Genomic DNA, 12,965 nt, shown 5'->3' with positions numbered 1-12,965 from the left:
ATCCTAGACATTAATTAAAATGCCTAGGATTTCATGATAACTTAACGAATCAAATTCTAATACATACTTTTTATTTCTTAACATCACTATATTTTCTTGCAGCTTTCCATGTTTTACCGTACAATGACTTAGGATTTTTATTGGGCTTAACTCCCCTCATTTCTTCTCTAACAATTGCTCTAGCAATAATTTTAAATTTTCTAAACTCTTCTTCAGTAACTTCTTGCCCAAGTAAGTTCTTTGTTATTAATTCACTAGTCTTTTGGTTAATAACTTTATCAAATTTATTCATTTTCTACGCTCCTATATCACAATTTTAAATTCTAAAGATATTATTATCTTTAAAGCTTTAGTTTATCCATTAACTCTTACTTATTCTTTTATTATTCTATAAAACCTTTCATTTGCATTTTAATTGAATTTCTGAAAAAAGCCATTCCTGTTTTCATCTTTTTAAAATTTAATTTTTCATAAAATTTTTCTTTTCCAGGTGAAGCATATAATATAGCATTACATGTAGGAACGCATTCTAAGATTTTATTAACAATCTTACTTCCTATACTCTTACCTTGATATTCAGGTAGCACAGCTATATCATAAATTGCAGATTGATAAACTCCATCAGAGATTGCTCGTCCAAAGCCAATCAACTTATCATTATCAAAAGCAAATACAGCAGCATAACTATTTTCAAATGCTTTCTTATGTATTTCGCCTTTATAATGACTCATCCCTACTTTTTCTAGTATACTAGATACTTCTTCCCAATCTATATTACTACAGTTATATTGTAATTTTAGATCCATTCTACTATCTCCTTTTTTAATATATATGTTGCAATTCGCAATGCATATTTCATAATTCACAATTACAGCTAAAATTCTTTTGATATTTTTAGAATTATGATGAAGAATTATTTTTGCAATATGTATATTATTATTTTTATGATAAGAATAGCATATACTCCTACGTAAGGTAAGAGTCAATACTTTTTTATATTAATAAAGAATCCTCCATCATATAAAAACATGATAAAGAATTCTAAATTTAAATTACTGCGTATATGCTAAAAAAACATATTCTGATGAACTATTCCCTATTTCACTTATACTACCATCTTGAGTGTATGTATAAATTTGCTCTTTCTTGAGATCTCCATTACTAGAACCTATAAACAAAACATCTCCATTTTCACTTACCTCTAATCCTTTTTCTATTTTTACGGTACCCGGAAAATCAAAAACTAATCTTTTTACCTTATTATCTATTAATTCATATAAAGAATTAACATTATTATACGCTTTTCCTGTAAAATACAATTTATCTTTATTTATAATTATATCTGAAATCTCTTCTATGTTATCTGCCAAAAGCTTAACATCCTTTGTTTTTTTGTTTATCATCATTACTTCTCTTTTATTTTCCAGTGTTAATTGTAAAAATACTACATCGTCATCTCTTGATTTTATAAATGCTAAATAGCCTTCATTAATCTTATAAAGTAACTCTTCTTTATTTTCTTTTATATTATAAGTAAATAATCCATTAACGCCATCATTGCTTACTCCATAATAAACCAATGTATCTGTATCATACCAATCATATAATGTTCCCGATATTGAAACATTAGATTTCATTTCAATTTCTTTATTTCCATTTGTATTGAATATTTTTAACTTAAGCCCATTATCATCTATAAAGTAAGAAATATAATTTCCACCTTTTGATAATTTTAATCCACTATAATTTTCATCTTGGATTTCATATCTATTTCCGTTATTAACTACATAATTTTTACCACTATCTACATATATATAATTAGAACTACTTTTATCATAATCTATGATAACCTTATTTTCCTTTGTCTCCACATACTTACCATTGTCATAATTATATAGTTTATAATTACCGTCTTCGCTTTTTAGAACTGCTCCTATATTTAACTTAATATCCTCTGTCACATTAGGTATGTCTTCTTTTTTAGATGCACATCCTAAGACAAACAGTGGAATTGCAATGAAAGCAAAAATGCTTAAGCACTTTCTTACTAATGAATTCATTTTTTGTTTCCTCGTTTTTTATAATTTTATAAAGAAAGTTCACCCTTGAAAACCACTTCTGCAGGACCTTTCATATAAACATCTTGACCTAAAATTTCTATGATTAACTCTCCTCCAGGAGCTTTAACAAAAATTTCTTTATCCTTATTAACAAGTCCCAACTTCTTGGCAACTACTACTGAAGCACTACATCCTGTTCCACAAGCTAACGTAGCTCCAGCGCCTCTCTCCCATGTATTAACTCTTATATGGGTATCATCAACTATTTTCACAAAATTCACATTACTTCCTTCACCAAAAATATCCAATTTTTCTATCTTTGATCCCTCTTGAATAACATTGTATTCTCTATCACTTTCGAAAATTATTGTATGAGGAACTCCAAGGAGCAACGTAGTCATCTTATACTTTTTATCATCTACTGCAATTTCTTTTTCTATAAGACTTTCCAAATTATTTAAAGGTATATCGCATCCGTTATAAGATGGATTCCCCATATAAACTCTCACATACTTAACCTTTTCATTTTCTAATATTATTTCAATCTCTTTAATTCCATCACCAGTTTCAACTGAAAATTTATCACCCGTAGCTATTTTATGTTCATAAACATATTTTCCAAAACATCTTATAGCATTTCCACACATATTAGCTCTTGAACCATCGGCATTTATTATAACCATTCTAGCATGAGCTAACTCTGATTTTCTGACAATCACAAGACCATCGGCACCAATTCCAAAATGTCTGTCACAAAGCTTCTTTGCTAATAAGCATTCATCTTTAATCTTATTATCGAAATCCTCAATAAATACGAAATCATTTCCTGCCCCTTGCATTTTATAAAAGTTCATCTAAATTCCCCCTACTGATTAACTGTATTTCTTATAATTAGTAATTGTATAATTTCATAAGCTTCAACTATTTAATATTAAACTTTTGTATTTAATCATTAATAATATCACCAAGTTTAAATTATAACTTATTTAAAAATTTTTCTATATACTTTTTTAAATTTTTTTATAATATTTGGCTCTTTTTTCATTCTATTATTCTAATTTTACATTTATAATATATAATTTTTTAATATAAGTTTACATTTGGTATTTTAGCAATCCAAAAACTCAATTAGGATTACAATGATAAAACTATATTATAATACATCAATATAACATCTATGCATGAATTTGATTCACCCTTCTTCTCATTTTTGCTATTAATTGATAATTATATGCCTATAATGTTATACTATTTATAGTTACACTAAGAAAGGATGACATAAAATGGCATTAGATGGTATCTACCTATATAGTTTAGTAAATAATTTAGAAAAATCAATATTAAATTCCAAAATAGATAAGATAAATCAACCTGAAAAAGATGAAATTATTCTGACTCTAAGAAAAGATCGTCAGAATATCAAACTTTTAATTTCAGCATCCCCTAGGTTTGCCAGAATACATTTAACAAATAGCACGAAAGAGAATCCTATTAAAGCTCCTATGTACTTAATGGTTCTTAGAAAATATATACTAGGTGGTAGAATTACAAATGTTACTCAAAAAGATAACGATAGAATCTTAATAATAGAAATTGAAAATAGAGACGAACTAGGATTTGATAGTTTATATTCTCTTATAGTTGAAATTATGGGACGACACTCTAATATCACACTTGTTAGAAATAGAGATAATAAAGTTATGGAATCAATAAAACATATAACTACTGATATAAATAGTTATAGAGTATTATATCCTGGTGTTAATTTTATTTATCCCCCATCTTCTACTAAGTTAAATCCTTTTTCTATTACTTTAGAAGAACTATCCTCTTTTACAAACAAAAATTCTATTGTTTTTGATAATAAATTTTATTTTAATTGTTTCACAGGAATAAGTAATCTATTGTCTAATGATTTATATTATAACATTACAAATCATAATAATTCACCTACAATAAGTGAAATTTATGAAAATTTTAATAAATTCATTTATGATTTAAATCAAAATATCTCTTACAATATGTATACAAATAAATTAGGAATTGTAAAAGATTTTTATTCTCTAAAATTAAATTCACTAAATGAAGATTATTTATCAATTTCATATGATGATCCTAATGTATTAATGGATGCCTTTTATGAGAAGAAAGATAAACAAGATAGATTACAAAATAAATCTACTGATTTACAAAAGCTTATTCATACAAATATTGATAGATGTAATAAGAAATTAAAAATACTTAATGAAACTCTTAGTGAGTGCGATGAAAAAGAATCATTTAGAATAAAAGGTGATCTTTTAACTTCATATATTTATAGTATAAAAAAAGGTGATAGCGAATGTACTCTACTAAATTTTTATAACGAAAATCAAGAAGAATATATTACTATCTCTTTAAACAAAACCAAAACACCTGCTGAAAATATTCAGTATTATTATAAAAAATATAATAAGTTAAAGACATCTGAGGAATACGCTAAAGTTCAACTCAAGAAAAATGATGAAGAAATGAAATATTTAAATTCTGTACTTACTAATATTCTAAATGCTGAAAGCTATAATGAAATTGATGAAATAAAAAACGAACTTATTGAAACTGGATATATAAGATTTAGAAAAAACAACAAGAATTCAAAAAAGGTAAAGACTTCTAAGCCTAATCACTTTGTTTCAAGCGATGGAATTGATATTTATGTTGGTAAGAACAATCTGCAAAATGATTATCTAAGTTTAAAATTTGCAAATAAAAACTATCTGTGGCTCCATGCAAAAGATATTCCTGGATCTCATGTTATAGTTTGCTCTTTTGATGTACCAGACAAAACTCTTGAGGAAGCAGCTATAGTCGCAGGTTACTATAGTAAAGGAAAAAATTCATTAAAATTACCTATTGATTACACAAAAGTTAAAGAATTAAAAAAGCCTAATGGGGCAAAACCTGGAATGGTAATTTACCATACTAATAAAACTCTAATTGTAAACCCTGCTGACTTTAATAACATATTTAATTCATAATCTACTGAAAAAGAGATATATCTTAATCCTAGGATATATCTCTTTTTAGTAAACATATAATATTTTTAGATTTAAATAAACAAATCAAACTTTCTACACGCTTCCTCTAGCAATTCTACATTACTATTAAAAAAGTCTTTCTTTTCTTTTTCAATAGATGCAATCAAAGCATTAATCAGGCTCAATGGTGCAGCAAAAGATTCTATAAACCTTGTTCCCTTGCTTATAGCTGTTAGAGTTATATCAGAATATGGAACAAGCGGAGACAACATACTGTCAGTTATTGATATTGTTGTAGCTCCTTTTCTTTTTAGATGTGTAAAAATTTCTACTGTACTTCTTGCATATTTCTCAAAGGTAATCCCTATAATTACATCTTCATTATTAACTCCACTAATCTGCTTTGGAATTTGCTCTATATGCTCAATTAAATTTACGTTGTTAAACATTAAATCAAGATAATATTTTAAAAACATTCCGAGTACAGCAGAACTTCTTCTTGCTACTATATATATTCTTTTTGCATTTAATAGCAGATTAACAGACTTTCTTAATTCATATATATTTAAGTCCTCCATTGTCAGTTTAATATTATTTACGTCATCTTCAAATATGTTATAAATATCTCTTTCTTCACTATCACTTGAATCAGAATCAATCCTTATACGCTTGGCTTTAGATACTTGCTGTTGCATGGATTCTTGAGTATGTTTTAAAAATTCAGGATAACCTTTGTATCCCAAAAAAATCACAAACCTCGTGACAGTTGCTATGCTTACTCCTGATAATTTAGCTAACTTTTCAACAGTTAGAAAAGGCGTACTATTTGGGTGCGCTAATATATATTTTGCTATTTTTTCTTGTGCTTTGCTCATATTCGGTATTTTTTCTGCCATTTTTTGATATACCTCTGACATAGTTTAAACTCCTTTCTTTTGGCAATTTAAGAGTATCTATCTGACTACTAGTTTCAAGTTCTTTACAATCTCATTTCTCAAATTATTAATTTCTAATATGCATATTACAATTGATTCCCTACATTTTACTTATAACTAAAGATTTGGATTATTAAATTTTCGAATTTAAATTTGTTATTGAAACTGTATATCTTATATGTTTTTATTTCAATTATCATATGCAGAAACTCTTTAACAAAAAAAGACGCTAACAATTCCAACTGATTGTTAGCGTCTTTGCTATCAAATTTTATTTAAATTTATTTTATCACTTTAAGAAAACTTTGTAAATATGTTTTCAAAGCTTTCTGATGCCTTAAACTTTACTTTATTAATTCATTTATTAATATATCACCAGCATTTTTAATTTTATTATTGTCAAAATATTGATAATAATAACATTTTATTTTTCCATTGTATAATTTTCTATTCTTTGTTGATTTTAATCCAAATGTTTTTTCAAATGGCTCAAAGGATGTTAATATGTTAAAATCCCAATCTTCCAGCTTTTTCTTTGCATTTCCCATATGTTTATATAGTATAGGTAATATTTCCTTCTCACCGATTCTTTCTCCATATGGTGGATTTGAAACTACAAATCCATACTTTCTTGAAGTTGAAAATTCCATAAAATCTCTTTTTTGAAATTGTATATATTTATCAACTCCTGCTTTTTTTGCATTTTCCATAGCAACTTTAAGAACTCTATAGTCTATATCGTATCCTATTAGTTTTATATCCTTATTCTTTTCAGATTTCTTTGCACCTTCTCTTACTGAATCAAATATATCTTTAGTAATTGAAGGCCATGTTTCACATACAAAACTTCTGTTTACTCCTGGTGCAATATTTTGAGCTATCATAGCCGCTTCAATTAAGATTGTCCCCGATCCACAAAATGGATCTATTAATTCAAACTCGTCCTTCCATCTTGAGATTAGAAGCATTGAAGCTGCTAAAGTTTCTTTTAATGGTGCTGCTCCAGCAAGTTCTCTATAACCCCTTTTATGTAATCCTGGTCCTGTTGTATCTATAGTAAGCGTAACTCTATCTTTTAAGATAGCTACTTCTATTTTATAAACTGGTCCACTTTCGCTGAATGTCTCTATTCCATAGCTTTCACTCATACTTTTAACAACAGCTTTTTTAACTATAGATTGGCAGTCAGGAACGCTATGAAGCGTTGATTTAATACTTTTGCCAACAACATGCATAACTCCATCTTCAGGAATTATCTTACTCCATTCTACTTTTTTGGTCCCTTGAAAAAGTTCTTCGAAAGATTTAGCTTCAAATTCTGCCATTTTTATAAGTACTCTATCCGCAGTTCTTAAGTGAATATTGCAAATTGCTATATCCATTTCGTCTCCCTCAAAAGTTACTCTTCCGTTTTCAATTTTCAAATCTTCATAACCAAGTGCTCTTAATTCTTTTGCAGTTATGCTTTCTATTCCGAAAGTACTTGTTGCAATTAACTCATACATATTTTTGCATTCTCCCTTTTTATCTATTTATCAAATATTTTCCTGAATCTTCTCCATCAATTTCTTTTAGAGATACTGCTATAACCTCATTTTTAGAAGTTGGAATATTTTTACCCACATAATCTGCTCTAATTGGTAGTTCTTTATGCCCTCTGTCTATAAGAACTGCTAATTGAATACCTCTAGGTCTATTTACATCCATAATTGCATCTATAGCTGCTCTTGCTGTCCTACATGTATATAAAACATCATCAATTATAATTATCTTTTTATCTTTTATTTCAAGACCTAAATCTAAATTCTTAATCTCTAAATCTTCACTTATCTTAGTTAAATCATCTCTGTACAATGTTATATCTACAGATCCAACTGGAACATCTACCCCTTCTATTCCCTTTATATACCTAGCAATTCTTTTTGCAAGCGGATACCCTCTAGTCTTAATTCCAAGTAAAACTAGTTCATCTATTCCTTTATTTCTTTCAATTATTTCATGAGAAATTCTTATTAGTGTTCTATTAACAGCTTTTTCATCTAATAAAACTGATTTTAATTTCATGTTATTCCTCCAATATTTTTATCTTACTTCATTTCTTAATTTTTCTATTATTTCTTGAAAGTATTCTGGCAATTCTGTTGTGAATTCCATATACTCATTTTTGCTTGGATGAACAAAACCTAATGTCTTCGCATGTAACACTTGACCTTTCAATTTGAATCTTTGTTTCTTAAATCCATAAAGAGGATCACCAACTAGCGGAAATCCGATAGATGCCATATGAACTCTTATCTGATGTGTTCTTCCAGTTTCTAATATACATTTTATCAATGTGTAGCCATTGAATCTTTCTAAAACTTCATAATGTGTTACAGCTCTTTTGCCTCCCTCTACAATTCCTATCTTTAATCTATCTCTCTTATTTCTAGCCAAAGGTTTATCAATTATACCTTTATCATTCTTTAGTCTTCCTTCAACCAAAGCATAATATTCTCTCTTCATTGAGTGATCTTTTAATTGATCTGAAAGCTTATTATGAGCTTCATCATTTTTTGCTACAACCAGAACTCCGGATGTATCTTTATCAATTCTGTGAACTATTCCTGGTCTTATAATTCCATTTATGCTCGATAAATCTTTACAATGATAAAGCAGAGCATTAACTAACGTTCCATTATAGTTTCCAGGCGCAGGATGCACAACCATCCCCTGAGATTTATTAACAACAACTACATCTTTATCTTCATAAAGTATATTAATAGGTATTTCTTCAGCCTCTACTTTTAATACTTCAGGTTCGCTAAATGTTACTTCTATTTCATCAAGAGCTCTTAGCTTATAATTACTCTTAGGAGTTTTATTATTAACCTTAATACCATCCTTTTCAATAAGTCCTTGGATAAAAGATCTTGATTTATCAACAAAAATTTCAGCTAAATACTTATCGATTCGCTCTCCTCTATCTTTTTCATCAACTATAAAAACATTTTTCTCCATAAATCAATATCCCTTCCTATTTAGCATATTCTTTCAACATTATAATATAATAACTTAGACTTTACAATTACTTAACACCTTAAATTTATTAGATTAATTTGTATGAATTAACGGTCATACATGAACTTCTCCCCTAAATATATAATTATTTTACATATTTTTTATAATATGCTATTATTTTTATATAAGTATATAAATTCATATACTGTATCAAATTTACATAAATATATATTAACCAGTATGAAAAATGCTACATATGAGCTAAAATTTCATATATTCAAGGGGGATAATTTTATGGATATTATGACAATTTTAAGTGTACTATTTGCATTTATTTGTATTATAGTAGGCTTTATTATTGAAGGGGGAAAACCCATAGCTTTACTGCAGCCAACTGCTGCAATGATAGTTATTGGTGGAACACTAGGTGCCGTAGGAATTTCATTTCCTTCCTCAACATTGAAGAAATTCCCGAAAGTATTATCAATAGCTTTCAAAAAGAAAGAGATTGATCTTAAGGGGTATATAGACTATTTCAAAGGAGTATCACTTAAAACAAGAAGAGATGGGCTTTTGAGTTTAGAATCTGAGCTAACAGATGATGCCTTAGATCCATTTGTAAAAAAAGGGCTACAAATGGTTGTGGATGGTATAGATCCATCCTCTGTGAAAAGCATCTTAAATACCAAGCTCGAACAGCTTTCTACAAGACATGAAAATTGTATTGAAATGTTCACCTCTGCAGGTGGCTATGCTCCTACTATGGGAATAGTAGGAACCATAACGAGTTTAGTTATAATATTGAGCGCTTTAAGTGATGTAGCTGCAATGGGTGAAAAAATTGCTGTTGCATTTGTAGCTACTCTATATGGTCTTGCTACAGCAAATCTTTTTTGGCTTCCTATAGCAAGTAAATTAAGAGAAATAAATAAAGAAGAGATTGCTGAAAAAGAAATGATCATTGAAGCAGTATTACTCATTCAAGAAGGAGTTAATCCAAATACCTTAGTGAGTAAGCTTGTTAGTTATCTAACCGAAGATGAAGCTAAAGATTTAGAAGGAATTTAAAGAGGTACAATTATGAAAAAGAATACAAAAAAAGAAAAAGATGATACTGAGAGATGGATGTTATCTTACCTTGATTTTATAACATTAATGATGATTTTCTTTTTAATGATGTATGCTATTTCTAATGTGGATACTAAAAAATCTCAAACTCTAGCAAATTCATTGAAAATTGGATTTAATAGTGGTAATGGAGAAAACGTAATAGCAGTATCTGATAGCTCAAATTCTCCTCCTACTGTAATTGATCAACAAAATACTCAGAACAATTCAGACTCTATAGCAGAAGAAGAAAAACTATCCGATGTAAAAAAGAAAGTAGATGATCTTGTCAATGATTCCGAGCTAAAAGGAAGTGTTACTACATCCATTCAAGAAAGAGGACTCATAATAAGCTTCAATGATAGCGTATTCTTTAATAGTGGACAATCTACTATCAAACCTGATTGGCAAGGTAAACTAATATCTATTTCAAAGATTTTAAACGATATTGATAACTATATACATGTTGAAGGACATACTGATAATGTTGCTATTAATAATGATTATTTTCATTCTAACTGGCAGCTTTCAGCTGTAAGAGCCGCAAATGTAGTAGAGTTTCTAATTTCAAAGGGAAACGTTAAACCCGAGAGGTTATCTTCAGTAGGCTATGGAGAGTATAGACCTGTTAAAGATAACAATACCGAAGATGGCAGAGCTGCAAACAGAAGAGTTGATATAGTAATACTAAATACTAAATTTAATAATTCTGAAATCCCAAAAGAATAATATTATAGATAACACAATCACAAACTCTACTTAGACTATGAAATATATTCCAACCAGAAATGAGTAAAATACTTTTGTAACCACAAGGGTAATAATATGGAATGTTTCATTAGTAATTTTGATGGATGTGATTCTTTGGCTATAAGTTGTTCCAAATGTGCTAGTTAAAAGCCTGTTCTTTGAGGCTAGCACTTTGGGTGCAACTTTATAGCCTTAGAATTCCCCAGAAACTGGAACAAACGTATTTTACTCATTTCGGCGAGTTATATGCATAAGTTCAGGTCTTAGTTTGGTTATCTGTAATTAAGCAAATATATAAAAGCTATCCTTAATCGCTTCAGGATAGCTTTTATATTATTCAAAAAATACATAATCTTCATTTTATTACGTTATGTAAATAAAATATGCATAATTTTTATTCATTATTTCTGTTGGATAGTAAATTTATTCACCTTGAACAAAAAAACTTTTAATCTCATTTAATTCATCATTCAATGAAGGATCATTTTCTTCAGCCTCTATATTTTCACTTAATCCACTCGTAGTGCTTGCAACTTCTTTTTCAACTATTTTTTCTATATTAGTTACTTCATCATCTTCTATAGGATCAGATACATTATAATTTTTTATAAAATCCTTCTCTAAATCATCAAATGTTTCTAACTGTGCATTCATGAAGTTTCTATATTTTGCTCTAAATTTAATAAATTCTTGTTTAACTCTTTCATATTCATCATTTATTTGAATAACATCATTATGTGCCTTATCCATAACCTTCTGAGCAGTTTCGTTAGCATTTTTCATCATAAATTCGGCTTCTTTTTTAGCCGAATTTTTTGCTTGCTCTGCAGCATTTTGAGCTAATATCAATGTATTTTGTATAGTACTTTCGATTTTAGAGTAATGCTCTACCTTTTCATTCAAATTAGCAAGCTTCTCTTTTAGATTTGCATTTTCTTTATAAAGCTCTTCATAGTTATCTACTACTTCATCCAAAAATTCATCAACTTCATCAGAATTATATCCTCTTAATCCCTTTTTAAATTCCTTGTTGTTTATATCCATTGGTGTCAACTTCATACTTTCACCTCTATTATGTATATTTTTTGATAATAATTTTTATCCTTCCACTTTTGCTATTTCCAACAGAATTACCAACTATAAATTTTCCAAAACCTCTTATAGTAATTCTTTCTTGTCCTTTTAGTTCATAACTTTTATCTTTTATCTTAACGTAATCTATAAGCACTCGACCCTGCTCGATCATTGCTTGAGCTTTAGATCTAGATATATTTATAATCTTAGAGACAATTCCATCAATTCTCAAAGAAGAAACTAAAACTACTTCTTCTTCAAAATTAACCTTTGGTAAAAATCCAAAATCATCCACCACTTTTACATTACAAATAACCTTAGAAATTCTGTTTAAATTATATATAATGAAATCTTCTACTTCTTCGTGAACTGGCACATAACATGTATTATTATCTACTAATAAATCACCTATCTTATTTCTTTCTATTCCTAGAGATAGAATTCCGCCCAAAAAATCTCTATGAGTAAGATTAGAAAATTTCGAGGTACTTTCAATTTTAATCAATTTCATAGGAAATGGACTTTTATATATGTTATTAAAAGAAACCATTCTTCTTTCAGAATCATCTAAAAGTCCATTACTTTCAATTTTTAAATCATTGCTAGAGAGGTTTTTCTCAAACCACATCCATATATTTGGTGTATAAAAACTTTTTCCAAATACAGTTATGTTTTTATCTCTAGCTAGTAAATATTTTTCATATAAATTCAATGCATCATTTCTATCATCATCTGCAAAATACTTTGCTATTCTTTCTTTCATAATTTATGGTATAATCCTTTGTAAAAAATTTATAATAATCAATGCAAATATAGGTGAAAAATCCAATGGTAATCCAGGACTTAATCTATATTGTAACTTTCTAATTGGTTCTAAAACGGGACTAACAAAACTGTGTAGTAAATCAATAAATTTATTCCCCTGAATTTGTGGTATCCACGAAACTATACATTCTATGAATATAGCTAGCTCTAATATGTTTAGAAACATATCAATAACTATGTAAACACTATATATCATA

13 protein-coding genes and 2 pseudogenes are annotated in these 12,965 nt (G+C 28.2%); 4 read left to right on the top strand and 11 right to left on the bottom strand.

Features of this window, described 5'->3' with window-relative positions:
* Positions 1-70: 70 nt before the first annotated feature.
* The 4 genes from AXY43_RS23135 to dapF all read right to left on the bottom strand — a co-directional run bounded on the left by AXY43_RS23135 (position 71) and on the right by dapF (position 2,914).
* Positions 71-292: a hypothetical protein gene (locus tag AXY43_RS23135; RefSeq protein ID WP_023974726.1), complete on the bottom strand. Its 222-nt coding sequence runs from the start codon at positions 290-292 to the stop codon at positions 71-73.
* A gap of 91 nt (positions 293-383) precedes the next feature.
* Positions 384-806, bottom strand: a complete 423-nt coding sequence (locus AXY43_RS23130; protein WP_105412218.1) for a GNAT family N-acetyltransferase — start codon at positions 804-806, stop codon at positions 384-386.
* A gap of 246 nt (positions 807-1,052) precedes the next feature.
* Complete coding sequence (locus tag AXY43_RS23125; protein ID WP_017208882.1) at positions 1,053-2,060, bottom strand: hypothetical protein; 1,008 nt, start codon at positions 2,058-2,060, stop codon at positions 1,053-1,055.
* A 26-nt stretch (positions 2,061-2,086) separates the two neighbouring features.
* Positions 2,087-2,914, bottom strand: a complete 828-nt coding sequence (dapF, locus tag AXY43_RS23120; protein ID WP_087701456.1) for a diaminopimelate epimerase — start codon at positions 2,912-2,914, stop codon at positions 2,087-2,089.
* A gap of 429 nt (positions 2,915-3,343) precedes the next feature.
* Between dapF and AXY43_RS23115 the strand changes: the two genes are divergently transcribed.
* On the top strand, positions 3,344-5,077 hold the full coding sequence (locus AXY43_RS23115) for an Rqc2 family fibronectin-binding protein (protein ID WP_105412217.1): 1,734 nt from the start codon (positions 3,344-3,346) through the stop codon (positions 5,075-5,077).
* 71 nt (positions 5,078-5,148) lie between these two features.
* Here AXY43_RS23115 and AXY43_RS23110 read toward each other — a convergent pair whose 3' ends face one another.
* The 4 genes from AXY43_RS23110 to AXY43_RS23095 form a co-directional block, all read right to left on the bottom strand.
* Positions 5,149-5,994: a MurR/RpiR family transcriptional regulator gene (locus AXY43_RS23110; protein WP_017208879.1), complete on the bottom strand. Its 846-nt coding sequence runs from the start codon at positions 5,992-5,994 to the stop codon at positions 5,149-5,151.
* A 362-nt stretch (positions 5,995-6,356) separates the two neighbouring features.
* A complete protein-coding gene (locus AXY43_RS23105; protein ID WP_039770581.1) occupies positions 6,357-7,517 on the bottom strand; it encodes a THUMP domain-containing class I SAM-dependent RNA methyltransferase in 1,161 nt (386 codons plus the stop codon).
* Between the two features lie 19 nt (positions 7,518-7,536).
* Positions 7,537-8,076, bottom strand: coding sequence for a bifunctional pyr operon transcriptional regulator/uracil phosphoribosyltransferase PyrR (gene pyrR / locus AXY43_RS23100; RefSeq protein ID WP_105412216.1), 540 nt, complete (start codon positions 8,074-8,076; stop codon positions 7,537-7,539).
* A gap of 18 nt (positions 8,077-8,094) precedes the next feature.
* Positions 8,095-9,012: an RluA family pseudouridine synthase gene (locus tag AXY43_RS23095; protein ID WP_039770585.1), complete on the bottom strand. Its 918-nt coding sequence runs from the start codon at positions 9,010-9,012 to the stop codon at positions 8,095-8,097.
* Between the two features lie 294 nt (positions 9,013-9,306).
* Here AXY43_RS23095 and AXY43_RS23090 point away from each other — a divergent pair, with 294 nt between their 5' ends.
* Both AXY43_RS23090 and AXY43_RS23085 read left to right on the top strand, forming a co-directional pair.
* Positions 9,307-10,080, top strand: coding sequence for a flagellar motor protein (locus AXY43_RS23090; RefSeq protein ID WP_011968920.1), 774 nt, complete (start codon positions 9,307-9,309; stop codon positions 10,078-10,080).
* Positions 10,081-10,092: 12 nt separating this feature from the next.
* On the top strand, positions 10,093-10,848 hold the full coding sequence (locus AXY43_RS23085) for an OmpA/MotB family protein (protein WP_011968919.1): 756 nt from the start codon (positions 10,093-10,095) through the stop codon (positions 10,846-10,848).
* A gap of 444 nt (positions 10,849-11,292) precedes the next feature.
* Here AXY43_RS23085 and AXY43_RS23080 read toward each other — a convergent pair whose 3' ends face one another.
* Complete coding sequence (locus AXY43_RS23080) at positions 11,293-11,928, bottom strand: DivIVA domain-containing protein (protein WP_011968918.1); 636 nt, start codon at positions 11,926-11,928, stop codon at positions 11,293-11,295.
* Here AXY43_RS23080 and AXY43_RS28775 point away from each other — a divergent pair.
* Positions 11,828-12,055: pseudogene (locus AXY43_RS28775) on the top strand (hypothetical protein); the annotation flags it as partial. The gene AXY43_RS23080 and the pseudogene AXY43_RS28775 sit on opposite strands and share 101 nt — an antisense overlap.
* On the opposite strand, the pseudogene AXY43_RS28770 reads toward AXY43_RS28775, so the two are convergent.
* Positions 12,047-12,454, bottom strand: a pseudogene (locus tag AXY43_RS28770) (YlmH/Sll1252 family protein); the annotation flags it as partial. The pseudogenes AXY43_RS28775 and AXY43_RS28770 sit on opposite strands and share 9 nt — an antisense overlap.
* Positions 12,455-12,709: 255 nt before the next feature.
* Positions 12,710-12,964, bottom strand: coding sequence for a YggT family protein (locus AXY43_RS23070; RefSeq protein ID WP_011968916.1), 255 nt, complete (start codon positions 12,962-12,964; stop codon positions 12,710-12,712).
* Between the last annotated feature and the right edge of the window lies 1 nt (position 12,965).

This window comes from Clostridium sp. MF28 (assembly GCF_002969175.1).
Classification (GTDB): domain Bacteria; phylum Bacillota; class Clostridia; order Clostridiales; family Clostridiaceae; genus Clostridium; species Clostridium beijerinckii.
The sequence above is the reverse complement of the archived record's forward strand: the minus strand, read 5'-3'. Positions and strand labels throughout refer to the sequence as shown.

Excerpts from the sequence above, each read along its gene's own strand:
- AXY43_RS23110 (WP_017208879.1), bottom strand. The coding sequence starts at position 5,994 with ATGTCAGAGGTATATCAAAAAATGGCAGAAAAAATACCGAATATGAGC.
- AXY43_RS23105 (WP_039770581.1), bottom strand. The coding sequence starts at position 7,517 with ATGTATGAGTTAATTGCAACAAGTACTTTCGGAATAGAAAGCATAACT.
- dapF (WP_087701456.1), bottom strand. The coding sequence starts at position 2,914 with ATGAACTTTTATAAAATGCAAGGGGCAGGAAATGATTTCGTATTTATT.
- AXY43_RS23080 (WP_011968918.1), bottom strand. The coding sequence starts at position 11,928 with ATGAAGTTGACACCAATGGATATAAACAACAAGGAATTTAAAAAGGGA.
- AXY43_RS23125 (WP_017208882.1), bottom strand. The coding sequence starts at position 2,060 with ATGAATTCATTAGTAAGAAAGTGCTTAAGCATTTTTGCTTTCATTGCA.
- AXY43_RS23135 (WP_023974726.1), bottom strand. The coding sequence starts at position 292 with ATGAATAAATTTGATAAAGTTATTAACCAAAAGACTAGTGAATTAATA.
- AXY43_RS23085 (WP_011968919.1), top strand. The coding sequence starts at position 10,093 with ATGAAAAAGAATACAAAAAAAGAAAAAGATGATACTGAGAGATGGATG.
- AXY43_RS23115 (WP_105412217.1), top strand. The coding sequence starts at position 3,344 with ATGGCATTAGATGGTATCTACCTATATAGTTTAGTAAATAATTTAGAA.
- AXY43_RS23090 (WP_011968920.1), top strand. The coding sequence starts at position 9,307 with ATGGATATTATGACAATTTTAAGTGTACTATTTGCATTTATTTGTATT.
- AXY43_RS23130 (WP_105412218.1), bottom strand. The coding sequence starts at position 806 with ATGGATCTAAAATTACAATATAACTGTAGTAATATAGATTGGGAAGAA.
- AXY43_RS23070 (WP_011968916.1), bottom strand. The coding sequence starts at position 12,964 with ATGATATATAGTGTTTACATAGTTATTGATATGTTTCTAAACATATTA.
- AXY43_RS23095 (WP_039770585.1), bottom strand. The coding sequence starts at position 9,012 with ATGGAGAAAAATGTTTTTATAGTTGATGAAAAAGATAGAGGAGAGCGA.
- pyrR (WP_105412216.1), bottom strand. The coding sequence starts at position 8,076 with ATGAAATTAAAATCAGTTTTATTAGATGAAAAAGCTGTTAATAGAACA.